The 24,275-nt window shown below is 60.3% G+C and carries 21 protein-coding genes; 12 read left to right on the top strand and 9 right to left on the bottom strand.

What is annotated here, in order from left to right; all coding sequences use genetic code 11:
* Nucleotides 1-249 precede the first annotated feature (249 nt).
* A complete protein-coding gene (gene rocF / locus EI291_RS09150) occupies nt 250-1,224 on the top strand; it encodes an arginase (protein ID WP_125419521.1) in 975 nt (324 codons plus the stop codon).
* A 33-nt stretch (nt 1,225-1,257) separates the two neighbouring features.
* Here the strand turns inward: rocF and EI291_RS09155 are convergent, their stop codons facing one another.
* Both EI291_RS09155 and EI291_RS09160 read right to left on the bottom strand, forming a co-directional pair.
* On the bottom strand, nt 1,258-1,986 hold the full coding sequence (locus EI291_RS09155) for a sulfite exporter TauE/SafE family protein (RefSeq protein ID WP_125419522.1): 729 nt from the start codon (nt 1,984-1,986) through the stop codon (nt 1,258-1,260).
* Nucleotides 1,987-1,991: 5 nt separating this feature from the next.
* Entirely contained in the window at nt 1,992-2,804 is an 813-nt protein-coding gene (locus EI291_RS09160; protein WP_125419523.1) for a universal stress protein, read from the bottom strand.
* Between the two features lie 280 nt (nt 2,805-3,084).
* Between EI291_RS09160 and EI291_RS09165 the strand changes: the two genes are divergently transcribed.
* The 4 genes from EI291_RS09165 to EI291_RS09180 all read left to right on the top strand — a co-directional run bounded on the left by EI291_RS09165 (nt 3,085) and on the right by EI291_RS09180 (nt 8,511).
* Entirely contained in the window at nt 3,085-4,446 is a 1,362-nt protein-coding gene (locus EI291_RS09165; protein WP_170172583.1) for a L,D-transpeptidase scaffold domain-containing protein, read from the top strand.
* 315 nt (nt 4,447-4,761) lie between these two features.
* On the top strand, nt 4,762-5,604 hold the full coding sequence (locus tag EI291_RS09170) for a universal stress protein (protein ID WP_170172584.1): 843 nt from the start codon (nt 4,762-4,764) through the stop codon (nt 5,602-5,604).
* 355 nt (nt 5,605-5,959) lie between these two features.
* Entirely contained in the window at nt 5,960-7,753 is a 1,794-nt protein-coding gene (gene argS / locus EI291_RS09175) for an arginine--tRNA ligase (protein WP_240635463.1), read from the top strand.
* 176 nt (nt 7,754-7,929) lie between these two features.
* On the top strand, nt 7,930-8,511 hold the full coding sequence (locus EI291_RS09180; RefSeq protein ID WP_125419527.1) for an LOG family protein: 582 nt from the start codon (nt 7,930-7,932) through the stop codon (nt 8,509-8,511).
* Between the two features lie 127 nt (nt 8,512-8,638).
* On the opposite strand, the gene EI291_RS09185 is transcribed toward EI291_RS09180, so the two are convergent.
* Nucleotides 8,639-9,727: a 3-oxoacyl-ACP synthase III family protein gene (locus EI291_RS09185; protein ID WP_125419528.1), complete on the bottom strand. Its 1,089-nt coding sequence runs from the start codon at nt 9,725-9,727 to the stop codon at nt 8,639-8,641.
* A gap of 179 nt (nt 9,728-9,906) precedes the next feature.
* Between EI291_RS09185 and EI291_RS09190 the strand changes: the two genes are divergently transcribed.
* The 4 genes from EI291_RS09190 (at nt 9,907) to EI291_RS09205 (ending at nt 14,342) form a co-directional block, all read left to right on the top strand.
* A complete protein-coding gene (locus EI291_RS09190; RefSeq protein ID WP_125419529.1) occupies nt 9,907-10,497 on the top strand; it encodes a glutathione peroxidase in 591 nt (196 codons plus the stop codon).
* A 132-nt stretch (nt 10,498-10,629) separates the two neighbouring features.
* Complete coding sequence (locus tag EI291_RS09195; protein WP_125419530.1) at nt 10,630-11,298, top strand: HAD family hydrolase; 669 nt, start codon at nt 10,630-10,632, stop codon at nt 11,296-11,298.
* A 66-nt stretch (nt 11,299-11,364) separates the two neighbouring features.
* On the top strand, nt 11,365-12,291 hold the full coding sequence (locus EI291_RS09200) for a 1,4-dihydroxy-2-naphthoate polyprenyltransferase (RefSeq protein WP_125419531.1): 927 nt from the start codon (nt 11,365-11,367) through the stop codon (nt 12,289-12,291).
* 71 nt (nt 12,292-12,362) lie between these two features.
* Nucleotides 12,363-14,342: a DUF2075 domain-containing protein gene (locus EI291_RS09205; RefSeq protein WP_125419532.1), complete on the top strand. Its 1,980-nt coding sequence runs from the start codon at nt 12,363-12,365 to the stop codon at nt 14,340-14,342.
* A gap of 114 nt (nt 14,343-14,456) precedes the next feature.
* On the opposite strand, the gene EI291_RS09210 is transcribed toward EI291_RS09205, so the two are convergent.
* Together EI291_RS09210 and EI291_RS09215 are read right to left on the bottom strand one after the other, a co-directional pair.
* Complete coding sequence (locus EI291_RS09210; protein ID WP_125419846.1) at nt 14,457-16,097, bottom strand: DEAD/DEAH box helicase; 1,641 nt, start codon at nt 16,095-16,097, stop codon at nt 14,457-14,459.
* 219 nt (nt 16,098-16,316) lie between these two features.
* Nucleotides 16,317-17,339, bottom strand: coding sequence for a Gfo/Idh/MocA family oxidoreductase (locus tag EI291_RS09215; protein ID WP_125419533.1), 1,023 nt, complete (start codon nt 17,337-17,339; stop codon nt 16,317-16,319).
* 228 nt (nt 17,340-17,567) lie between these two features.
* Here EI291_RS09215 and EI291_RS09220 point away from each other — a divergent pair, with 228 nt between their 5' ends.
* From EI291_RS09220 to EI291_RS09230, 3 genes are all read left to right on the top strand, one after another.
* Nucleotides 17,568-18,308, top strand: a complete 741-nt coding sequence (locus tag EI291_RS09220; RefSeq protein WP_125419534.1) for a class I SAM-dependent methyltransferase — start codon at nt 17,568-17,570, stop codon at nt 18,306-18,308.
* Between the two features lie 21 nt (nt 18,309-18,329).
* Nucleotides 18,330-19,466, top strand: a complete 1,137-nt coding sequence (locus EI291_RS09225) for a CaiB/BaiF CoA transferase family protein (protein ID WP_240635465.1) — start codon at nt 18,330-18,332, stop codon at nt 19,464-19,466.
* A gap of 185 nt (nt 19,467-19,651) precedes the next feature.
* On the top strand, nt 19,652-20,500 hold the full coding sequence (locus tag EI291_RS09230; protein WP_240635466.1) for a hypothetical protein: 849 nt from the start codon (nt 19,652-19,654) through the stop codon (nt 20,498-20,500).
* A 200-nt stretch (nt 20,501-20,700) separates the two neighbouring features.
* Here the strand turns inward: EI291_RS09230 and trpS are convergent, their stop codons facing one another.
* The 4 genes from trpS to EI291_RS09250 all read right to left on the bottom strand — a co-directional run bounded on the left by trpS (nt 20,701) and on the right by EI291_RS09250 (nt 24,158).
* On the bottom strand, nt 20,701-21,678 hold the full coding sequence (gene trpS / locus EI291_RS09235) for a tryptophan--tRNA ligase (protein WP_125419535.1): 978 nt from the start codon (nt 21,676-21,678) through the stop codon (nt 20,701-20,703).
* A 38-nt stretch (nt 21,679-21,716) separates the two neighbouring features.
* The gene (locus tag EI291_RS09240; protein WP_125419536.1) at nt 21,717-22,322 is read right to left on the bottom strand and encodes a hypothetical protein; all 606 of its coding nucleotides are present in this window, start codon (nt 22,320-22,322) and stop codon (nt 21,717-21,719) included.
* Nucleotides 22,323-22,339: 17 nt separating this feature from the next.
* The gene (locus tag EI291_RS09245) at nt 22,340-23,089 is read right to left on the bottom strand and encodes a queuosine precursor transporter (protein WP_125419537.1); all 750 of its coding nucleotides are present in this window, start codon (nt 23,087-23,089) and stop codon (nt 22,340-22,342) included.
* Between the two features lie 151 nt (nt 23,090-23,240).
* Complete coding sequence (locus EI291_RS09250) at nt 23,241-24,158, bottom strand: ribonuclease Z (protein ID WP_125419538.1); 918 nt, start codon at nt 24,156-24,158, stop codon at nt 23,241-23,243.
* Between the last annotated feature and the right edge of the window lie 117 nt (nt 24,159-24,275).

Here is a 24,275-nt window from a genome sequence, read left to right on the forward strand (position 1 = left end):
TACCGCTTCGTTGCGGTAGTAATTGATTACCCTCAGTAGAGATGCTTCGGCAAGCTCAGCATGACGTTCTTTTTCTTCGCAATCCTTTTGCCGAACTTGCGTGGGCAAAGATACCCCCTCGCGGGGGTTTTGGTTGTGCTTTGTTCGTTGGTTGCGCCGGAAGGTCCGCGCGCGTCAAGCCTGAGAGGAATCCCACCTGCTCAATCGGCAAGCATCAAAACCACTTAACCCTTTTTCTGCCAATGTAATATGCGACGCATTAAGCTTCTGGAGGTCCGCTCCGAACTCGGAGCCGGCACCCGTGGCGCCAGCCTGGGCATAGATGCCCTCAAAGTAGCCTGCCTTAACAAGGGCTCCGACTACTTTCGCCGGTTCAACTCCGTGGCCATTCCGGACCTGAACCACGTGCTCTTCGAGAAAAACCACTTCCCGAGGGCCAAGCACATCGATTCTATTTATACGGTGCAAAAGGGCATTGCCAGCACCGTGGAGCAAACCCTGCGCTTCGGGGAGTTCCCGCTGGTACTGGCCGGCGACCATAGCAACGCTTCCGGTACCATTGCGGGCATCAAGGCGGCCTATCCGCACAAAACGCTGGGCGTGGTGTGGGTAGATGCCCACGCCGATATTCATTCGCCTTATACCACTCCCTCGGGCAACATGCACGGCATGCCGCTGGCCATTTCGCTGGGCGATGATAACCGCGAATGTCAGCGCAACCAGCCCGAGCCCGAAACCGAATTCTTCTGGCAGAAGCTGAAAAACCTGGGCGAAGCGGGCCCCAAAGTGGCCCCCGAGCACCTGGTGTACATTGCTGTGCGCGACACGGAGCACGAGGAGGACGCTGTAATGGAGCGGCTGGGCATCAAAAACTACCAGATTGCCGAAGTGCGGGAAAAAGGTACCCGGCAGATAGCGCGGGAGGTGTTTGAGCGCCTCCGCTTCTGCGACCTGGTGTACGTGAGCTTTGACGTGGACTCGCTGGACTCGCGCTTCAGCAAGGGCACCGGCACGCCCGTGGTAGATGGCCTGAACGTGGAGGAAGCCATCAGCCTGTGCCGCGCCCTGCTGGATAACGACCGGGTAGTGTGCTTCGAGATGGTGGAAATCAACCCCACCCTCGACTCCGAAAACACCATGGCCACCAACGCCTTCGATATTCTGGAAGCCGCCACCGACGCCATTCAGAACCGGCTGCGGCTGGAGGAAGTTGTGAGCCGGTAACGCGCTCCTTCGTCGCGGCTGAGTGGAATAGCTTCAGCCGCGACGAAGGGCCGCCCAGATGGTGAACAGGCCAATGCCCAGCAGCAAGGCCAGCACCCCACGCCTGAATGCATGCTGCGACAAGCGGCTGAGAATCTGCTTGCCCAGCCAGGAACCTACGAAGGCCACTACCACCAGCCCGGTTACGTAAGGCCAGTACTCGCGCTGCAGGTAGCCCTGCTGCACGTACACTACCGTGCGGCTCAGGTCCACGGCCATATCAATGGCAGCGGAGGTGGCGACAAACGCATTTTTCTCGAGGTTGAAGGCCGCCAGCGTGAGGCCCCGCACAGCCCCGCCCGTACCGGTGAGGCCGGCCAGAAAACCAGCCAACCCGCCCCCGGCTACGGCATTGGTCGGGGTGGGCGGGAGACGGATGGCCGGCTTCAGCAGAAACAGCAGCGCAAACCCTATCAGAAAAATGCCGAGCAGCAGCTGAATAAGGGAGCCGGTGATGTGGTTGCTCAGGTACGCCCCCACCACTACCAGGGCCACGCTGGGCCCGCCTACCAGCAGCACAAGCCGCCAGTTGATGCCCTGCCGGAACAGCCCCAGCTTCGCCAGGTTGCTGAACACATGAAAGGCACCCGTAACGCCCAGAGCCGCCTTCACCGGCAGGAGCCATTGGGCCACGGGTACGAAGAATACCGAGCTGCCAAAGCCTCCCACCGTACCGGCCACCTCGGCCAGCAGGGCCGCCAGAAAGAAAAGGGCCCAGGTCATGGACGCTACTCCTGGGCCGGCAGCACCAGCACCGGCACCGGGCTTTGCCGGATAATATCGGCCGTGACGCTGCGGTGGAACAGCTGCCCCAGCAAGCTGCGGCGGCGGGCAATGAGCACCACTGCGTCATATTCCGGAGCCAGCTGCAAAATGCCCTCGGCAGGCTGTTCGGCTACAACCGTGCGGGTATGCACGACGGGCAGGTCGGCGGCGAGGCCGGTGCGCATCACAGAGTCCAGCGTGGCCGTGTCGGTATCATCTGCTGTGTCGGGCGTTACGTGCAGCAGCGTCAGCTCGGCGTGCAAAGCGTTGAGCAGGTGGCGGGCGGTGCCGGCAAACTGGCCCAGGGTAAACTCCTCACCGTCGGTGGCCAGCAGGATGCGGCGGGGCAGGGCGGGGTTGTGCACCGTATGCGGCACCACCAGCATGGGGTAGGGGGCCGTGCGCAGGATATCCAGCGAAGTAGTGGTAACCAGCTCGTCGGGCGTACCCGATGTATCGGGACGGCCCAGCACCACCAGGGCGGGGTGGTGGCGGCTCACGGCATCGGCTACGGCAAACGCCACCCGCCCGTGCCCCACTTCCGCCACCACCGGCACCGATAAGTCGCGGGCGAGGCTGTTAAGAGCCAGGTGAATAGCTTCGCGGCTGAGGTTGGAGAGCTGCCCGGTGAACATTTCGGGGTCCAGAATAGAGTCGCGGCGCACGTGCAGCAGCACCAGGCGGGCATCCAGCGGAGCGGCCAGGTTGGTGGCGTAGTTCAAGGCCGCATCGGCCGCCTGAAAGAAATCGGTGAGGATGAGCAGCGAAGTAGTCATGGCCGGCGAAATAAGCGTGAGGATACGCCGCCAAGTACGCTAACCTGTGCGCCGTGCACAAGGGGAAAAGTGGTGAAGCTTACCTGATAGTAATCATCTTTTACCATTCCTGAATCCCATACACTTGCAGGGCTGGCCCAACGCTGCGGTCAGACGGTATTCACCTGAATCGGGGGTTGTGCTATTGCTACGGAGTCTGTTGGTATTAAGTAGCGTGCTGCTGGTGCTCCGGGGCTGCTCAGAAGTCCCGCATGCGGCTGTTCCGGCAGGCGCGCGGCCCGTGGCCGTATCCGCAGCGGCTCCCGGTCCGGCCGTGTTGCTGCGCGCTCTGCTCGATACGGCTGGTACTCAGGCCAACCACTCCGACAGCCTGCGCGGCCTGAGTGCCGGCCCGGCCGTGCGCCGCTTTTATGGGAGCCAGCCAGTACCGGTGTGGCTCACCGCTCCCGACAGCCTAAGCGCTCAGGCCGAAGCCACCATCCAGTTCCTGACCCGGGTGCGGGAGCTGGGGCTGGCTCCTGCCTTCTACCACGGCCCGCACCTGCAGGCCCTGCACGACTCGCTACGCCTTACCAGCTCGCTACACCCCGGTCAGTTGGCCCGGGCCGAGCTACTGCTCACGGATGCCGTGCTGCAACTCCTGACCGACCTGCGGCGGGGCCGGCTGCACCCCTACACCGTTTCCCCAATCGAGCGGGCAACCGGGCTGCTATTCCGGCCCGAAGCAGTATTACGCGCGGCCCTGGCTACAACGGATGTACCGGGGGCCTTCCGGGGGGTGCAGCCCCGCCACCGCGAGTACCAGCAGCTGCAGCGCGCCCTGGCTGCCTGGCTGCAGCGGCCCGTTCCGCCCGACTCGGCGGCGCAGTGGCAGTGGCGCTACGAAACGGCGGCCCTCAACCTGGACCGATGGCGCTCCGAAGCCCTGCCCGATTCCAGCTACCTGCTCATTAACCTGCCGGCCCAGCAGCTGTACGCCGTAGCGGCCGATAGTCTGCGGGCTCGGCACCGGGTAATTGTAGGGGCACCTGCTACGCCCACGCCCACGCTCAGCAGCAGCATCCGGTACTTCACGGTGGCCCCCGAGTGGCGCGTGCCCACCTCCATTGCCACCCGCGAAATGCTGCCCCGCCTGCGCCACGATGCCAGCTACCTCACCCGCAACAATCTGCGCCTGTACAACCAGCAGGGCCAGCCTCTGGACCCCGCTACCGTCAACTGGCAGCAGGTGTCGGCCCGGCACTTTCCGTATTTCATTCGTCAGGCCGCCGGTTGTGATAACGCGCTGGGCAACATCGTATTCCGCTTCGATAACCCGTATTCCGTGTATCTGCACGATACGCCAACGCGGGAGTTGTTCTGGCAGGCCAACCGCGCCCTGAGCCACGGCTGCGTGCGGCTGGAAAAGCCGTTTTCGCTGGCCTACTACTTGTTGCAGGCCGATGGACAGCACGTGCAGCTACCACCCGAAGATGCCTGTGCCCGTCAGCCTGTGCCCCGCAATTACCCGCTGCGTCACCCCGTCACGCTGTACATCCGCTACGCTACCTGCGCCGTCGAAAACAGCCGGCTGCATTTCTACCCCGATATCTACCACCGCGACGAAATGCTGCGCCATCGGTTGTTTGCCGTGGGCAAGTAAGGCTACGCACGCAGTAGCGGGTAGAAATATGGATGATAATTGTCATATGGTAAAATGATGATTGTCAGTGGTTAAAAGATAGTGAATTAGGAAATTTGGGTAGTTCAATGGTGCAACCGCCGGAGCTTGGCTGCCGGCACTTTCTCTTACTCCTATGGTCACGCCCACGTTTTTGTTTTCCCTGGCCCTGGTTCTGGCGCTGGCCGCGCTGGGATTGAAGCTCGAATCGGGCCGCCGCTCGGTTACTGCCTGAAGTATACGGGCCGCACGCTGCCGTTTTCGATTGGTATTTCAACGCTGCTTATGCTTACTCAGATGGAACCCTCGCACCCCACTTTCCTGGTCCTGACCGATTTATCGGACGCTGCCGAGCGGGCCGCCCGGTATGCTGCTGCGCTGGCTGCGCCGCTGGGGGCGCAGCTGGTATTGCTGCACCTGTTCCATGACCCGCTGCTGGCGCCCGAAATGGTGACGATAACCGCCGAGCTGGCCTACCGTAACCAAGCCGAAACCGCCGCCGCGCTGCGTCAGCTGGCAGATGATCTGCCCGTGCCGGCCGAGCCGGAAGTAACCGTTATGGGCCTTTATGAGGCGGTGCTGGATGCCAACCGCCGCTATCAGCCGCTGCTGGTAGTGGTGGGCGTGAGTACCGAGCACGACTGGCTGGAGCGGCTGCTTAATAACCAGGCGGTGCCGGTACTGCGCCGCCTGGGCCTGCCGCTGCTGCTGGTGCCCGAAGCCGTTGCAGTCACGCAACTGCCCGGTCATGTGGTCATAGCCGCCGATACCGAGCCGTTTCGGTTGACACCTGCATCATATGCCGCACGGCGGGTGCTGCTGAACAGCTGGGCGGCGGCTTACACGGTGGTGTACGTGCGCGAAGAGTGGGAAACCAGTGCCAGCCCAGTCGTTCGGGTCCTCAACCACGTCTGGGACAGTGGCCTACTGTTCCCGCAGCAGCCCTGCGACACGTACACGGTACAGGCTGCCAGCCCGGCTGCCGGCATCCTGCAGGCGGCCACCGACACCCAGGCCGACCTGCTGATCCTGCCCCTGCGCCCTCGGAGCGTGTTGGCCGGACTGTGGCACCGCAGTGTAGTGGCTGGTTTACTGCACCACTGCCGCTTTCCGGTGCTGTTGCTGCCCACGGAGGCCTGACGCATTTCCTGTTTACCTGTTCCCGCCGGCCGGCTGACCTGTTGTCAGTCGGCCGGTTGTGTTTGGGGCAGACCGGATAAGCAGTTGTACTTTTTCGAATAGCTTCCGGCGGAGGTTTCTACCTTTGCAGCCGCAGCCCGGCTTTCTATCGGCTGCGCAAGTCTCTATGGTTCCGATTTATTGGCTTCGGCAACGACGACTCCCGGCGTAATCATCGGCTCGGGGCGCTGCTGGGTGGTACTGTTGCCGCCCCGGTTGCCGCCCACCGCTGTTTACGCCCTGCTCGTGTTTCCGCTGGTCAATGTATCCTCCCGAAGCCCCCGTACCGGCTTCATTTAAGCGCTTCGCTTTTCTCGTGCAACAACTCGAACAAACTCTCAAAGCAGCTCTCGGAACTGCTATTCAACAGGTATTTGGCACCGAGGTGCCCGCCGCCCAACTATCGCTGCAGCCCACGCGCAAGGAGTTTGCCGGGCAGTTTACGCTCGTTACGTTTCCCTTCACCAAAACCCTGGGCAAAGGCCCCGAGCAAATCGGGCAGGCCGTAGGCGAATGGCTGGTGGCTAACTCGCCGCTGGTGAGCGGCTACAACGTGGTGAAAGGCTTCCTGAACCTGGAAATTGCCGATACCGAGTGGGTGAAAGCCTTTGAGCAGCTCCTCCTGAAGCCGGCCGGCGCGCCCGTACCTACCGGCGGCCCCCAGAACGTGGTGGTGGAGTATTCCTCGCCCAATACCAACAAGCCCCTGCACCTGGGCCACTTGCGCAACAACTTCCTCGGCTACTCGGTGGCCGAGATTCTGAAGGCTACCGGCGCTACCGTAACCAAGGCTAACCTAGTCAACGACCGGGGTATTCACATCTGCAAATCCATGCTGGCTTACCAGCAGTACGGGCAGGGCGAGACTCCGCAGAGCGCCGGCATCAAGGGCGACCACCTGGCCGGCAAGTACTATGTGCTGTTTGAGAAGCACTACCGCGAGCAGGTGCGCCAGTTGGAAGCCGAAGGCGTGGCCCCCGACGTGGCCAAGCGCCAGGCCCCCATGATGCTGGAAGCCCAGGACATGCTGCGCGCCTGGGAAGCCGGCGACGAGCAGGTAGTAAGCCTCTGGAAGCAGATGAACGGCTGGGTGTACGAGGGTTTCGACGCCACCTACCAGAACATTGGCGTCGATTTCGACAAGTACTATTACGAGTCGGGCACCTACCTGCTGGGCAAGGAGCGGGTGGAGGAAGGCCTGCAGAAGGGCGTGTTCTTCCGGAAGGAAGACGGCTCGGTGTGGGTGGACCTCAAGGAAGAAGGCCTCGACGAGAAGCTACTGCTCCGCGCCGACGGCACCTCAGTGTACATCACCCAGGACCTGGGCACGGCCGAGCTGAAGTACCAGGATTTCGGCTACGACCTGAGCGTGTACGTTATTGCCGATGAGCAGAACTACCACATGCAGGTGCTGAAAGCGGTGCTTCAGAAACTGGGCAAACCCTACGCCGATGCCATCTACCACCTCAGCTACGGCATGGTGGATCTGCCCTCGGGCAAGATGAAAAGCCGGGAAGGAACGGTAGTAGATGCCGACGAGCTGGTGCGCGAAGTAGTGGATGCGGCCCAGGCCGCCACCCTCGAAAAAGGTAAAACCGAAGGCCTGAGCGAGGATGAGCTGGCCCAGCTCTACCACATGCTGGGTCTGGGCGCACTGAAGTACTACCTGCTGAAGGTGGACCCCAAGAAGCGCATGCTCTTCAACCCCGAGGAATCGGTGAAGCTGGAAGGCGACACGGGACCGTTCATTCAGTACTCGCACGCCCGCATTGCTGCCATTCTGCGCAAGGCCGCCGAAATGGGCATCAGCCAGGCCGCCGACCTGAGCACGTTGACGGAGCTGCCCGCCGCCGCCCGCGAAATGGTGCAGGAGCTGGGCCGCTACGCTAGCGTGGTGCAGGAAGCCGCCCGTACGTTCTCGCCCGCCGTGGTGGCCCAGTACGCCTACGATGTGGCCCGCGCCTACAACCGCTTCTACACCGATATTAAAATCTTCACTGAGCCCAACGAAACCAGCCGCTCGTTCTACGTGGCCCTCTCAGCCCAAACCGGCCGCACCATCAAGGCCAGCCTGGGCCTGCTGGGCATTCAGGTGCCTGACCGGATGTAGCAACCCGGCTGTCATTGCGAGCAGAGCGAAGCAATCCTTCCTTTTCGCAGTACAGCACGCTTAACAATCAGATAAGCCCTTGACGTGGTTGCCACGTCAGGGGCTTATCACTTAGGTAAAACCCCAGAGCCGGAGAAGGAAGGATTGCTTCGCTCCGCTCGCAATAACAGTAGAGTATGAAAAGTGTAGCCGTGTATTGCGGTGCCAGCAGCGGCACCAACGAATTGTTCACCCAGCAGGCCCAGGCCATGGGCCGGGCCCTGGCCGAGCGGGGCTTCACGCTGGTGTACGGCGGGGGCCGCGTCGGCCTGATGGGGGCCGTTGCCGATGCCGTAATGCAGCACGGGGGCAAAGCCATTGGCGTCATCCCCGATTTTCTGGCCGATAAGGAGTTGGCGCACGTGGGCCTCACCGAGCTGCACGTGGTAAAAACCATGCACGAGCGGAAGCTGATGATGGCCGATCTGGCCGAAGGCTTCGTGGCTATGCCCGGCGGCTACGGTACTCTGGAAGAGCTGTTCGAAGTACTCACCTGGGGCCAGCTGGGCCTGCACCAAAAGCCCATCGGGGTGCTCAATGTGGCTGGCTATTATGACCACCTGCTCCGCGCCCTCGACCACATGGCCGACGAAGGCCTGCTACGCCGTGAAAACCGCAACCAGCTCCTCAGCCACCCCGAGCCCCACGGCATGCTGGACGCCATGCTGGCCTACCAGCCCGTGAGCCTGGAAAAATGGCTCACGCCGAAAACGACGTAGCCGATAGGCGAAGACAAAAAAGCGTCATCCTGAGCGGAGCGAAGGACCTTATCACGTCGGCAGGATTTGCTCTTGTGTGATAAGGTCCTTCGCTCCGCTCAGGATGACGCTTTTATTTGAGCCCGCTTTATTCCGTGGGCATCTGGTACACCACGGCGTTGCAGTTCATGCCGGCACCCACGGAGGCAAATACGATGGTGTCGCCGGGCTGCAGGTCGTTGTCGGGAAGCTGGCCCTTCAGCATCAGGTCCAGCAGGGTGGGGAGGGTGGCTACAGAGGAGTTACCCAGCCAGGAAATGGTCATGGGCATCACGCCGGCCGGCACCGTATCCATATGGTACAGCGCGTACAGGCGCTTCAGAATGGCCTCATCCATTTTGCCGTTGGCCTGGTGAATGAGCAGCTTGCGCATGGCCGTAATGGGTAGGCCGGCTTTATCCAGCGTATCCTTGATGGCCTGGGGCACGGTTTTCAGCGCGTACTCGTAGAGCTTGCGGCCCTCCATTTTCAGGAACAGCTCCGTGCCTTCATACGCCGGGTTGAACGACTTATCCATGCGCAGCAGGTGGGCGGCCTGGATGGTATCGGAGCGGGTGCCGTGGGCCAGAATACCCACTGGCTCGTCGCTTTCCCGGGCTTCCAGCAGCATAGCGCCGGCTCCATCGGCGTAAATCATGCTGTCCCGGTCGTGGGGGTCGCACACGCGCGAGAGGGTTTCGGCCCCAATCACCAGCACCCGCCGGGCGTCGCCGGAGCGCAGGTAGTAATCGGCCTGAATGACGCCCTGCAGCCAGCCAGGGCAGCCGAACGGCAGGTCGTAAGCCACGCAATTCGGGTTTTCAATGCCGAGCTTATGCTTGACGCGGGCGGCCAGCGTAGGTACAAAATCGGAGCGGCGGTTGTCCAGGGCCACGTCGCCGAAATTGTGAGCCACCAGAATGTAGTCCAGGGTTTCGGGGTCGGTGCTGCTGGAGTGCAGAGCATCCTGCGCCGCCAGAAAAGCCAGATCAGAAGCCACCTGATTGTCCTCGGCGTAGCGCCGTTCCTGGATATCGGTGATGTTGGCAAACTGCTGGACGATGTCGGCCCCTGGCTTGGTGAGCTGGTTGCCGGCAGCATCAAAAAACGAAGTAGTAATGAAGGCTTCGTTCTTAATAATTTGAGAGGGGAGGTAGCTGCCCGTTCCGGTAATGACCGAATAGAGAGTCTTACGCATGAGCAGAGTAACCGCGGAATGACGACACGGTCAAGGCCAAATGTACAGATTTTTGGCATTGCGGAGTTTGCCGGTCTCGCACACTGCTTCTCCGGCCGTACCTTTCTTCCTCCATCCGGTGCCCTGAACATTGCATATGGTTGCCGGTTTTATGCTGACTTCCCTTCATTAGTACTTCCATGAAAGCCTTCGTTGTGCTGGGCGCGCTGGTTGCCACCGGCTTTGCCAGCTTCCCCACCCACTCTACCGTTCCAGCCATGACTACTGCCCCTACTCCGGAAACCACCGCCGCCACCGGCACGGTGTATGATTTCACAGTAAAGAGCATTGATGGTAAAGACGTCAAGCTGAGCCAGTACAAAGGCAAAAAACTACTCATTGTCAACACGGCTTCCGAATGCGGCTACACCCCGCAGTACAAGGAGCTGGAGGAGCTGTACAAAAAGCACGGCGACAAGGTGACGGTGCTGGGCTTCCCGGCTAACAACTTCGGGGGGCAGGAGCCGGGTACCAACGAGCAGATTTCTTTGTTCTGCGAGAAAAATTACGGCGTGAGCTTCCCGCTTTTCAGCAAGATTTCCGTGAAGGGTGATGACACGGCTCCGCTCTACAAATTCTTGGCGGATAAAGCGAAAAACGGCCGGGTGAGTAATGCCCCCGACTGGAATTTCTGCAAATACCTGGTTGACGAAACAGGCCACGTGGTGGCCTTTTACCCCTCCAAGGTAAAGCCCATGAGCGAGGAACTGGTGGCCGCCATTATGAAGTAAGCAGCCATTGGCTGACCCTCAGTGACCCGCTTCACAGTAAGTTCTAGTCAGAATAGCGCGTAGCCTGGGGTTGCGCGCTATTCTTACGTTGGGGCACTACCTTCGTGGCTGAACTCCACCCAATCTGCCCGTATGGTCCGCACCGTAATCTTTGATATGGACGGCGTTATCGTCGATACCGAGCCCGTTCACCGCTACGCCTACTACAGGCATTTTGAGGAGCTGGGCATTGAGGTGCCGGCGGCAGAGTATGCCTCCTTCACGGGCCGCTCCACCCGCAACGTGTACCAGCACCTCAAAGACAAGCACGCGCTGGCGCTGGATGTGGAGGAACTGGTGCTGATGAAGCGGGAGTTTTTCAACCGGGCTTTCGATGAGAAGCCGGATCTGGACCTGCTCGAAGGCGTGCGCCACCTCATCGAAGACTTGCACCAGCATCAGATGCAGCTGATTCTGGCCTCATCGGCTTCCAAATCAACCATCGACCGGGTGATGCGGCGGTTTGCGCTGGGGCCGTATTTCTCGCATCTGGTAAGCGGCGAGGATTTCCCCCGTTCCAAGCCCGATCCGGCTATTTTTGAGCACGCCGCCAGCTTGTCGGAAGCGCCTAAAAGCCAGTGCGTGGTAATTGAGGACTCCAGCAACGGCGTATCGGCGGCTAAGGCGGCGGGTATTTACTGCATCGGGTACAACAGTGAACATTCCCCGCTGCAGGATTTGAGTCACGCTGATTTAGTCGTCGGGCATTTCCGGGAACTGACGGCGGAGGGCATTGCCGCGCTGGAGCCCGCCGTCCGCTAGGCCGCTACCATCGTATTCGTAATCGGACGGCGCGGGTATGCGTCGCCACAGTTTCACTTCTTACTCATGTCGTCTTCCGTTTCTGCTCCCGCCAGTCCCGCCAAAGCCTGGATTTCGGCCTTCCGGCCGCGTACGCTGCCGCTGGCGCTGGCCAGCATTATGGCCGGGGGCTTTCTGGCGGCCAGCAACGGGCAATTCCGGGGCAGCGTGGTGGCGCTAGCGGCCCTTACCACCATTCTGCTGCAAATCCTGAGCAACCTGGCCAACGACTACGGCGACTCCCAGAACGGGGCCGACAGTGTGCACCGGGAAGGGCCGCAGCGGGCCGTGCAAAGCGGGGCCATCAGTCCGGAGCAGATGAAGCGGGGTATGCTGGTGTTTGGGGCATTGTCGCTGGTGAGCGGAGTGGCCCTGTTGTGGGTGGCGCTGGGTGCGGCGGCCGTGTGGGTAACGGCCGCGTTTTTCGTGCTGGGGCTGTCGGCCATCTGGGCGGCGGTGAACTATACGGCCGGTGCCAAACCCTACGGCTACGCCGGCCTCGGCGACGTGTCGGTGTTTATCTTTTTCGGACTGGTGGGCGTGTGCGGCACCTATTTTCTGCAGGCCGGCAACCTGCCGCTGCCGGTGCTACTGCCCGCCGCCGCACTGGGCTGTTTCGCCACGGCCGTGCTGAACGTGAACAACATCCGCGACATTCGCTCCGATGAATTGGCCGGTAAAATCACCATTCCGGTGCGGCTGGGCCCCCAGCGGGCCCGCTTGTACCACGTAGTGCTGCTCACGGCCGGGCTGGTATGCGCCGTGCTCTACGTGGTGCTCACCTACCACTCGCCTTGGCAGTGGCTGTTCCTGCTCTCCGCCCCGCTGCTGGCCCGCAATGCCGCCGCCGTGTGGCAGCGCCAGGACAGTATGCAACTGGACCCGCTGCTGAAGCAAATGGCCCTGACCACACTAGTATTTACGCTGCTGTTTGGATTGGGGCAGGTGTTGTAAGTAATTGAATTTGCTACCCCAGACAATCAGTCGAGTAAGTTATGTGAGTTGATTAGTATCATATCCTGCTTATGCAACGTGCCTATTATCATGCTACCGTGCCCGACTTTCTGCAGCACGACGAAACGTCCATCATGGGCGTATTGGCGCTAGCGCACGAGCATGCGCTTGAAGACTTACAGAAGCAGGCCTGGCAGCAACAAATCCGTATTCTGAAGCGGGAGTTAGCCGAATTTCCTCAGGGCTATCTGTTACTGGAAGTGGCTATTCCGCGGATGGGCAAGCGGGCGGATGCCGTGCTATTGCTGGTCAATGCGGTGTACGTCCTCGAATTTAAAGTGGGAAGCTTCAGCTACGACCAGAGCGGTCAAGACCAGGTGTTGGACTATGCCTTGGACCTGAAGAATTTTCATGCCGGCAGTCACCAAGTTCGTATTCTACCTGTTCTGATTGCCACGCGGGCAGCAGTGCATGCCAACACGCTACGTCCATTCGATGATGGCGTGTATGAGCCACTATTAACTAATGCCGCGCAAGTGGCTGAGTGTTTGCGTCTGGGCCTACGTGACGCGCAATCTACTCCCATCGTGCCAATGGAGTGGCTCCACGCTGGCTATCAGCCTACGCCAACCATCATTGAGGCGGCACAGGCCTTGTACAAAGGCCATCAGGTAACAGCCATTACCCGGTCAGATGCCGGAGCGGCTAATCTGGCCGTTACGGGAGCCTGCATTGCCGAGATAATCGAGGAGGCTAAGGCCGCCGGAACCAAGCATATTTGTTTCGTGACTGGCGTGCCGGGAGCTGGTAAAACGCTGGCCGGGCTCAATATTGCGGTAGAGCGCACCCAAATTGATGCGCAGGAACACGCGGTATTTTTGTCCGGTAATGGGCCTTTGGTGGATGTGCTGCGGGAAGCCTTGGCGCGCGACAAAGTGCGGGAAGAAAAGCAGTCTGGTACCCGTCTCAACAAAAAACAGGCGGTTTCGCAGGTGAAGTCGTTCATCCAGAATATTCACCACTTTCGGGATGAGGCGCTGCGGCATTCCGGGCCGCCTCTGGAGAAAGTGACGGTGTTTGATGAAGCCCAACGGGCATGGTCGGCGCAGCAGGCCACCAAGTTTATGCAGCAGAAGCGCGGACAAGCCGATTTTAACATGTCGGAGCCCGAATTTTTGGTGGAAGTAATGGACCGTCATGCCGACTGGTGTACCGTAGTGTGCCTGATTGGGGGCGGGCAGGAAATCAATACCGGCGAGGCTGGGCTGCAGGAATGGCTGCGGGCCTTCGAGTCCCGTTTCCCTCACTGGCACATCCACTACTCCCGCCGCATCCTCACCGACCGGAATTACCTGCCTGACCAAGCTGCCGTAGCCCGCCTGGACGCGCTACAAGCGCAACCGCTCGATGCGCTGCACCTAGCCGTTTCGGTGCGTTCTTTCCGGGCCGAGCGGCTGGCGGCTTTCGTGCAGGCAGTGCTGGACGCGGATATGGCGGAGGCCCGCCGGCTATACACTACCTATCTGGCCACGGTGTACCCCTTGCGCATTACGCGGCAGCTGGCAGCAGCCAGAACGTGGCTACGTCAGCAAGCGCGTGGTACTGAGCGGTATGGTCTTGTGGCCTCATCCGGTGCGCATCGACTCAAGCCGCTTGGGCTCAACATTCGCGACAAAATAGATGCACCCGTCTGGTTTCTGAATGAGAGGGACGATGTGCGTTCATCGTATTATCTGGAGGATGTAGCCACCGAGTTTGATATCCAAGGATTGGAACTGGACTGGGTAGGCGTGGCCTGGGATGCCGATTTGTGGCTGCACAACGGCCAGTGGCAGTTCCGCAAGTTTGTAGGCACCCGGTGGCAAAACTGCAACACGGCCGATAGCCAACGTTATCTTCTGAATGCCTACCGGGTACTGCTCACCAGAGCCCGCCAGGGTATGGTGATTTTTATCCCTGAAGGCAGTGCTGAAGATCCCACCCGCCGCCCCGAATTTTATCAGGAAGTATACGCTTTTTTCCGTGCTGTCGGCGTTCCGGAAGTCGAGTAGAAATTAGATCCTTATGCCTTCTGTTAGCTTCGTAAATACGCAGCCATATAAAGCCAGTAAAAACACAAAAGCCCCCGCTACACTGCGTAGAGGGGGCTTTTTTATACCTGAAATTTACTCTGCGCTAAGAGCGGCGGGGGCGGCATTGGCTGCCGCTTCCGGTGCGCCGCCCTCGGGGCGAGGGCCACGGCCGGAGCGGTTGCGGCCCCCGCGCTTGCGGCGGCGCTGGCCTTCCGGCTTGTCGCCTTCGGCCCGGGGGGCATCGGCTTCACCTTCCGGGCGTGGAGCGCGGGGCTCCCGGGGCGGGCGGGCTTCGCCTTCGGGGCGGGGGGCACGGGGCTCACGCGGTTCGCGGCGGGGGCGGCTTTCGCTGCCTTCGGGCCGGTCTTCACGGGGCGGACGCTGGTAGGGCTGAGCGGGGGCCTGGCCGGCATCCAGGGCGGCCAGAGCCGCCTGGGCGCGGGCAATGCGGGCCTGCTGGTCGGCGTCGGGTTTGCCGTCGCCGCGGTTGGGGCGGGCCCCGTCGCGGCCACCGCCGCTGCGGCCGCCTCCTTCGGAGCGCGGGCCACGGTCACGGCCACCACCGCCGGAGCCGCCGCTACGGCCGCCGCGCTCGGGGCGTCCGCCAATTTTACCGCGCAGACCACTGAAGCGTTTGGGGTCGAATTCGGGCGCTTCGCCCAGACCCATGGCCTCGGTGATGCTCTGCTTTTCTACTTCCCGCTCAATCAGCTTCTCAATCTTGATAACCCGGTCCTGGTCCTGGTCACTGATGAAGGTGATGGCCGTGCCTTTGGTGGCGGCGCGGGCCGTGCGACCAATGCGGTGCACGTAATCCTCGGCGGCGCGCGGAATGTCGTAGTTCACCACGTGGCTCAGCGAGTCGATATCAATGCCGCGGCTGAGCACATCGGTGGCTACCAGAATGGGGAACTGCTTGTTCTTGAAGGCGCGCATGATTTCCTCCCGCTCCTCCTGGGTACGGTCGGATGAGATGCCCCGGGCTTCAATGCCCAGCTTATTGATGGCCCGCACGATGCCGCCCACGGCCGCTTTCTGGCTGGTGAACAGCACCATGCTCTGCACATCCTGGGTTTTAATGATGTGCTCCAGCAGGTAAATCTTCTGGCGGTCGAAGGCCATGTAGAACTGCTGGTCGATGCCGGCGGCGGGCTTGGATACGGCCAGGCGGATTTCCTCCGGATTCTTGAGCAGCTGCTGCGAAAAGTCGCGGATTTTGCTGGGCATGGTGGCCGAGAACAGCAGCGTCTGGCGCTCCTTAGGCAGCTGCCGCACAATGTTGAGGATGTCATCGGAGAAGCCCATGTCCATCATCTTGTCGGCCTCATCCAGCACCAGATACTTCAGGTCCTCGAACTTCACGTAGCCCATCTGCATGTGGGCAATGAGGCGGCCGGGCGTGGCAATGATGATGTCGGCGCCGGAGGTGAGGGCGCGCTTCTGCTGCTCCCAGCCTTCACTTTTGCCCCCGCCGTAGATGGCAATAGAGCTGGCTTCCACGAAGTAGCCGAAGCCGGTCACCTGCTCGTCAATCTGGGTGGCCAACTCGCGGGTGGGCACCAGAATGAGGGTGGAGGTGGTGCCGTGCTTGGCGTGGGAAATCTTGTCGATGAGGGGCAGCAGGTAGGCTGCCGTTTTGCCGGTGCCGGTCTGGGCGCAGGCTATCAAATCTTTGCCTTCCAGAATGCGCGGAATGGCTTGCTCCTGAATAGGCGTGGCATTCAGGTAATTCATGGCATCGATGCCCGCCAGCAGGTCATCGTGCAGGTTAAACTCGTGAAACGTCAAGGTGCAGCTGTGTTTTTAGATTGATTGATGGCTGACCCTGCTTTTCGGTCAGCAAACCGCTTTGTGAATTGCAACAAAGATAGAGGGATTTGCGTGCCGTTGCGGCTGGGCGGTAGTAGCGCGCATAGAACGTCATTCCGAGCGGAGCGAGAAATGACGTTCTTTTCAGCCTTTACCCGCCAGCACCTCCAGCTGCCAGCGCAACTGCTCGGCGCGCACTGGGAAGGGCTGGCCGTGGCGGATGGTTTGGTAGACGGCTTCGAACAGGCCCTGGTACTGGCCCTGGGGCGCGGCAAGGTGTGAAACCTGGATTTCACCGGGGGCGGGTACCAGCGTGAGGGTGCCTTCCTGGCCGGCGGACTCGTGGCCATACGTGGGCGCAGTGGGCGGCAGGCCCTGATCAAGCTGGGTTTCCTGCACGTCGGCGCGGCTTTTCTGAAAGGAGCCGAGGGTACCGTGCAGCACGTACGCCGGTACCGGGGCGGCCGTGAGCAGGCTGCCAGCCACAAACACGTTCAGTCCCTGCGAATACTGCAGATGCACGTGGAAGTAGTCATCGACGCGGGAGCCGGGGCGGTGACTGGCGCGCGTGACATGGGTGCGTTCGGGCTGCCCGAACAAGCTCAAGGCCTGATCCAGCACGTGCGGGCCCAAATCAAAGCTGAGGCCGCTGCCGGGTACGGCCGGGTCTTCCTTGAAAGTTTTGGTATTGAGGGCCGTTTTGTACCGGTCGAAGCGGAAATGCACCTCGGTCAGTTCGCCCAGCTGCCCACTTTCCACTACTTGCCGCACCAGCTGAAAATCGGAGTCCCAACGGCGGTTCTGGTAGGCCAGTACGTGCCGGTTTTGGGCCGCGGCCACAGCCAGCAACTCGTCCAGCTCGGCTACGGTGGTTGCCACTGGCTTTTCGATGAGCACGTGCTTACCGGCCTGCAAGGCCTGCTTGGCCAAGGCAAAATGCGTGTCGTTGGGTGTGTTGATGATAACCAGCTCCAGCTCCGGGTCGGCCAGCAGCTCAGCCACGCTGTCGTAGCTCGTGACGGTGGGATAGTGCTGCTGGGCCTGTTTGCGGCTACGCTCCACTACGGCCCGCAGCTGAAAGCCGGGGTGGGCCTGCACGAACGGCGCGTGGAAAATGCGGCCCGACATGCCGAAGGCCAGCAAGCCGGTTTGAATGGGGAAGGACATGGGCGTTTTTCGTGGTTGGAGAGGAAAGTGGAAGGGCGGGATGTCAAGAACGTCATTCCAGGAACGTCGTTTCAAGAACGTCATTCCGAGCGGAGCCGAGGAATCTCGCGTGCAATGGTAAACTTGCCGTAAGAGTTAGTTGCTACAACATCAGCACGCGAGATTCCTCGGCTACGGCTTCGCCTTCGCTCAGAATGACGTTCTGTTTATTACCCCTCCACCCAAACCATGGCTACGCTCGACCGTTTTTCTTCCCAGGCAGATTTGTACGCCCGCTACCGCATCGACTACCCGACGGAGCTATACCAATGGCTGCTGCCGCAGGTGCCGGGCCGGGCCCGAGCCTGGGACTGCGCCACCGGCAACGGGCAGGTAGCGGCGGTGCTGGCCGAGCATTTCGCCCAGGTAGAGGCCACCGACATCAGCACCGCCCAGTTAAGTAAGGCCCCGCAACGCTCTAACATCCGCTACCAAACGGCCCGCGCTGAGCATACGCCGTTTGCTGCGGATAGCTTCGATCTGATAACGGTAGCCCAGGCGGTGCATTGGTTTGACATGGACGCCTTCAATGCCGAGGTGCGCCGCGTGCTGCGGCCGGGCGGCGTGCTGGCCGAGTGGGGCTACAACCTGCTCACCATCAGCCCCGAAATTGATCCGCTGGTGCGGCACTTCCACGACGACACCATGCGGCCCTATTGGGATGATAACCGCTGGCACATTATGGATGAGTACGCCCGACTGCCGTTTCCGTTTGTCGGGGCGCAAACCGCCCGCTTTGCGGTGCGGCGGCAGTGGTCGGCGGAGTGGCTGCTGAACTACCTGCGCACGTGGTCGAGCGTGGCCAACTTTCAGAAGCAGCACCAGCAGGACCCCGTTCTGCAGCTTGCCGGGGAGCTGACGCAGCTGTGGGGGCCGGGGGAGCGGGAGGTAGTGTTTCCGGTGTTTGCGCGGGCGGGGCAGGTTGAGTAGAGCGGTGCTACCTTCGGCCGCATGAATACTGCTTCTGAACTACCCCTGGCCGGACTGCGCGTGCTGGAGCTGGCCTCGGTGCTGGCCGGGCCGCAGGTGGGCCAGTTTCTGGCCGAGCTGGGGGCTGAGGTGCTCAAGCTGGAAGCCCCGGCCGGCGACGTCACCCGTACCTGGCGCACCCCTGCCGAAGACCCCGCCACCACCGTAACGGCCTACTTCAGCAGTGCCAACTGGGGCAAACGCAGCCAGATTATCGACCTGACCACCGAAGTCGGCCGCGCCGCGCTGCACCAGCTGGCCGCCCGCGCCGACATCGTGCTGACCTCCTACAAGCCCGGCGACGCCGAAAAGCTCGGGGCCGACTACGCCACGCTTTCAAGTCAGAATCCGCGCCTGATTTATGGTCACATCACCGGCTACGGCCCCCACGCCAGCCGGGCCGGCTACGACGCCGTGCTGCAGGCCGAAACCGGCTTTATGCACCTCAACGCGGCCGGCCCCGGCCACGCGCCCCAGAAAATGCCCGTGGCCCTCATCGACCTGCTCACAGCCCATCAGCTCAAGGAAGGTTTGCTCACGGCCCTGTACCGGCGCGAGCGGACCGGGCAGGGTGCGTTGGTGCAGGTGAGTTTGCTGGATAGTGCGCTGGCTTCCCTGGCCAACCAGGCGGCCACCTACCTCGTCACGGGCCACGACCCCCAGCCAATGGGCTCCGGCCACCCCAGCATCGTGCCCTACGGTACCGTGTACACCGCCCAGGATGGTGTGCAGCTGCTGCTGGCGGTGGGCTCCGACCGGCAGTTTCAGCAGCTGTGCGCCGTGCTGCAACGGCCTGAGTGGGCCGGGGATGAGCGTTTTTGTCGTAACCCCAATCGGGTAACGCACCGTGCCGAGCTGGAAGAATTGCTGGCCGGCCGCATTGCTGAGGTAAACGGTGCGGAGCTGCTGGCGGCCCTGGAAGACCTGGCCGTGCCGGCCGGAGCCGTGCGTACGGTAGGTGAGGCGCTGGCCCAGCCCTCGGCCCAGGCGATGCTGCTGCCCGCCGCTGCTGGTTTCGTGTGGCCGGGGTTGCGTACGGTAGCTTTTCGGAGCAACAGCTGGCCGGTTGCCGGGCAGTTGCTGGCCCCGCCGCCATTGCCCGGACAGGCCGAAAACTAAATTTGTCGGGTGCCAGTCAGGGGTAATCCGGCCGGGAAGCAGGTTGGTCGAAAGTGCATAAATCGAAACTAAGAGCCGGTTAGTTTGCGTAGGTACCAGATTCCAAGACTGTGCTCCGGCGCAGTTGGTTGTTGAATCTGGGCTTAACGCTGTATTTCAGACCTGGTCCACTTACTCACATGGTAATGCCGCACACCTCGCCCGCCACGCTGCCCCAAACCGACGACGGTACCCCCGGCGCTCCGCTGCCCACTGCCACTGCCGATACTGCCGCTACCGCCAGCACGCCCAACTCCGAGAACCAAGCCCCCAATGCGCCTGGTGCCCCCGCACCTTCGCCCGAAGACCGTCTTGACCTCATTTTCGACGGCCTGAAGCAGAAATCCTCCGCCAAGCAGGCTATCTACCGCAATACGCTGGCCACGTTTGATTTGCTGCGCAAGGTATCACAGGAGCTGGTAGTGGAGCTGAGCCGCAAAATTACGCCCGTCGATTCCACGGTGATTATCGAGTATCGGCCGGTGAATGATATGGAGTTCCACATCCGGTTCTCGGGCGATCTGCTGGTGTTCGTGCTGCACTCCAACATCGTTACTTTTCCCGACGACTATGGCCCAATGGCTACCCGCTACGTGGAGGAAGACTTCCGGCGGCGGTTTTTCGGCCACATCATGGCCTATAACTTCATGGCCGACAGCATCAAGTACCAGCGCTTGAACGACCCCGGCTACCTGGTGGGCCGGCTGCTCATTAACATCGATAACCACTACTTTCTGGAAGGGGTGCAGCAGCTAGAACTCCCTGACAACGACATGTCGGATAACCCCGTCACGGAGGACAGCCTCAAGCTGTTCGTGGAAAGCGCCATGATTGCCGCCGTCAATAACGACCTGGTTGCCCCGCCGCTGAGCGACATTCAGAAAATTTCAGTGAAGCAGAAGCTGGAAAACCAGCAGGTGAGCCGGGGCAGCAAGGTGGGCTTCAGCTTCTACCACGAGCAGCATCACCCCAGCATTGACGGGCTGCCGTATTGAACTGGTGAATTTGTGAAGTGGTGAGCTTGACGTTCTGTCATTGCGGGCGGAGCGAAGCAATCCGTCCTGTCCGAAGTGACAAGCCTCAAAAAAGCGAAAAGTCCCTGCCGTTCGTACTGACGGCAGGGGCTTTCTGCTTATTCTATACTTGTCGCCTTGAAGAGGACGGATTGCTTCGTCGTGCCTCCTCGCAATGACGGTTACCGCTTCTGGTAGCCGACTTTCTCGCGTACTTTGTTGAGCACTTCGGAGCCGTAGGCCTGGGCTTTGGCGGCACCTTCGGCCAGCTTGCGGTCCAGCTCGGGCAGGTTGTTCATGTAGAAGTTGAATTGCTCCCGCTCCTGGGCGAAACGGCTGCGGATAACTTCAAATAAGGCCTGCTTGGCGTGGCCGTAGCCGTAGCCGCCGTTCAGGTAGTTCTGGCGCATTTCGGCGGTCTGCTCGGGTGTGGCCAGCAGCGAGAACAGCTTGAAGGTGGTGTCGGTATCGGGGTTTTTGGGGGCTTCCAGCGGCGTACTGTCCGATACGATGAGCTTGATGTTTTTGAGCAGGGCCTTGTCATCGAGGAAGATGTCGATGATGTTGCCGTAGCTCTTGCTCATCTTCTGCCCGTCGAGGCCGGGAATGGTCTGGATCTGCTCATCCACCCGCGCCTGGGGCAGCACGAAGGTTTCTCCGTAGCGGTTGTTGAAGGCCGAGGCAATGTCGCGGGCAATTTCTAGGTGCTGCACCTGGTCTTTGCCCACGGGCACGATTTCCGCGTCGTAAAGCAGGATGTCGGCCGCCATCAGCACCGGATACGTGAACAGGCCTGCATTCACGTCGGAAAGCCGGTCGCTCTTGTCCTTGAACGAGTGGGCGTTGGCCAGCATCGGGAAGGGCGTGAAGCAACTCAGGTACCACGTCAGCTCCGTCACCTGCGGCACGTCCGACTGGCGGTAGAACAGGTTCTTGTCGGTATCGAAGCCGCAGGCCAGCCAGGAGGCCGCCACGGCGTAGGTGTTCTGGCGCAGCGTTTCGGCGTCGCGCACGGTGGTGAGAGAATGCAGGTCGGCAATGAACAGCAGGCTTTCGTTGGCGCTGCTTTTGGAGAGTTCAATGGCCGGAAGAATGGCGCCAAGCAGGTTGCCCAGGTGCGGGCGGCCAGTGCTCTGAATGCCGGTGAGGATGCGGGACATGAGGAAAAACAGGAGTAAGACGTATGTAATTCGAAATTCTATTTTCCGGTAATGTTGTATTGGTGTATACGACTTGCTATTGCTTCTAATTCTGTTTTTTTATTTTGTAGTAATGCCTGTATATCTGGTGAGTTTGGAAAAAGAGCCAGGAGCTCTTCAGTAGAGCTAGTGTTCTTATTAAAACCGAAAGTTTTTTTAGAGGTGTAGACTATATATTTATCTGTGCCTTTTTTGCGGAATACAGGCGTGTTTAAATACGATACGGTATTGCCTGATTGATAGACGTAGCCATATCTGTAAATTTCTATCTCTGCTAACTCCAATATCTCCAAAAAAACAGGGTCATTATGTTCCCTTCGGTCATAAATAGCTCTGTTGGCAAAAGGAATGTTATCAACCCGAATGAATGACTGGCCATCAATATTAAAGGACTGTACTTCATGAATCGGATATTTATTTTTTCCTGATTCATCTTTCACAACCAGCTTGGCACGCGAGAAAAAGGTGGCTAAATTGTAAGTTATTTCGCCTTTGCCTGTAGTGCCATTGACTAATAAGAAGCTTCCGGTCTTGTCTTTTTTTTGCGCAATTGCTGGAGTGCCAAGACCGCAGATAGTTAGCAAAACTAATAAGAGCGTTTTCATTGATTAATGGTGATTATTTACACTGCCTCGTCGGCCACTGCTTCCTGCTGCAGCTCGCGGGTGGCCTCGTCGCCCAGGTACCGGTCGATGAGGGCGTGGGCGAGGTACAGCACGGGCGTGAGCAGAATGGCCGCCGCAAATTTATACCAGTAGTTGGTGTTTGCCACGCTTAATACCTGGTCGAAGCTCCAGTTGCCGAATACATAGAAGGCCACGAACAGCACCACAAACGAATCGACGAGCTGGGAGATGAGCGTGGAGCCGGTGGCCCGCAGCCAGATGTAGCGCCCGCCCGCTACGCGCCGGAACCACTGAAACACCGACGCATCCAGCACCTGCCCGATAATAAAAGCCGTAATGGAGCCAATGATAATGCCCAGCCCCTGCCGGAAAATGCTCTGGTAGGCAAACTCAATGTTAAACGGCCGCCCCTGGCCATCCTTGCTATTCACATCCAGCCAGAATTGCGCCGGCGGCAGCTTGGTAGTGGCCAGAATCACGAGGAAGGCGTACAGAATCAGGCCCACCGTGAGGAAGCTCACGCGCAATACCCCAGCCCGCCCGAAGTACTCGTTGATGATATCGGTGGTGATGAACACCACCGGCCAGATGATAACGCCCGCCGTGAGGTTGCCGGGCAGGCCCAGCAGCGCCTCCACCGAGAAAATCTTGACGCCGATAATTTCGGCCAGCAGCGCATTTACAATAAAAATGCCACTCAGCACTAGGTAGAGCTGCTGCTTTTTATGGGATAAAGGTTGGGGCATACGGGAGGGGAGAAGAAGGAAATCAGCGGTTGATTTCGGGTACTGGAAGGGCACTATGCAGAGGGCAGAGAAGCATCTCGCGTGCTGGCGTCTGGATAGCTTAGTAACGTCTCAAGCAATATACTTGGCTATGCTACGGCATAACGCTCTGCTACTCAGTCAGGCTTACCGACAGGCCTTCCACGGCCAGTTCTGTCCATTCAAACTGCGTTTTGGCCTCGGCCAGTAGGGGCTGCAGGTCGCGGTAGCGGCTGCTGAAATGGCCGATAAGCAGGCGGTGCACCTGGGCCCGCCGGGCCAGCAGGCCAGCCTGCCGGGCGGTGGCATGGTGTGTAGCGGCGGCCCGCTCGCGCATGTCATCCAGAAAAGTGGCCTCGTGGTACAACAGATCCACGCCGCGCACCAGATCAGCCAGACTTTCGGTATACAGCGTATCGGAGCAGAAGGCGTAGCTGCGGGCCCGTTTGGGCTCGGCGGTTACCTCGGCATTGCGTACCAGTACCTGGCCGTAGTCGTCCAGCAGGTCGTCGCCGGAAGTAAGGGCAGTGAGTTGGGCGGGGGTGAGGCCATCGGGCAAACGCTCGGCCAGCAGGCGGCGACGCTTGGGCTTCTCCCGAAACAGGTAGCCACAGCACGGAATGCGGTGGCGCATGGGCAGCGTGTGTACCGTCAGGTTCTTGTCCTCAAAAATCTGGAGGTGTTGGGTGGTATCCACGGGCGTAAACTCCAGCTCAAAATTGAGGTGAGTGTAGGAGTGCCGGAACTGTGTGGTCAGCACTTCATCCAGACCGGGCGGGCCAAACAGCCGTAGGGGCTCGGTGCGACCGTTCAGGTGCATAGTGCCCAACAGGCCAAACAGCCCAAAAAAATGGTCGCCGTGGAGGTGGCTGATGAAGATGGTGTGGATGCGCTGATGCCGGATTTTGTGCTCCATCAGCCGGCGCTGGGTACCCTCGCCGCAATCAATGAGGTACTGCGTGCCGCCCACCGTGAGGACCTGCGCCGTGTGGTGGCGGTCCATGAAAGGGGTGGCGGAGGCACTGCCCAGAATTTTCAGCTCGAACTCCAAAATTTAGCTGTTAGCTACTAGCTGCTGGCTGCTAGCATATGCGGTAAAACACAAACTAAAGGCGCGGTTACGAAGCCACAGAAGGGAATAAAAAAAGCTGTTGACTATTAACTATCA

Source organism: Hymenobacter rigui, assembly GCF_003944715.1.
GTDB lineage: Bacteria > Bacteroidota > Bacteroidia > Cytophagales > Hymenobacteraceae > Hymenobacter > Hymenobacter rigui.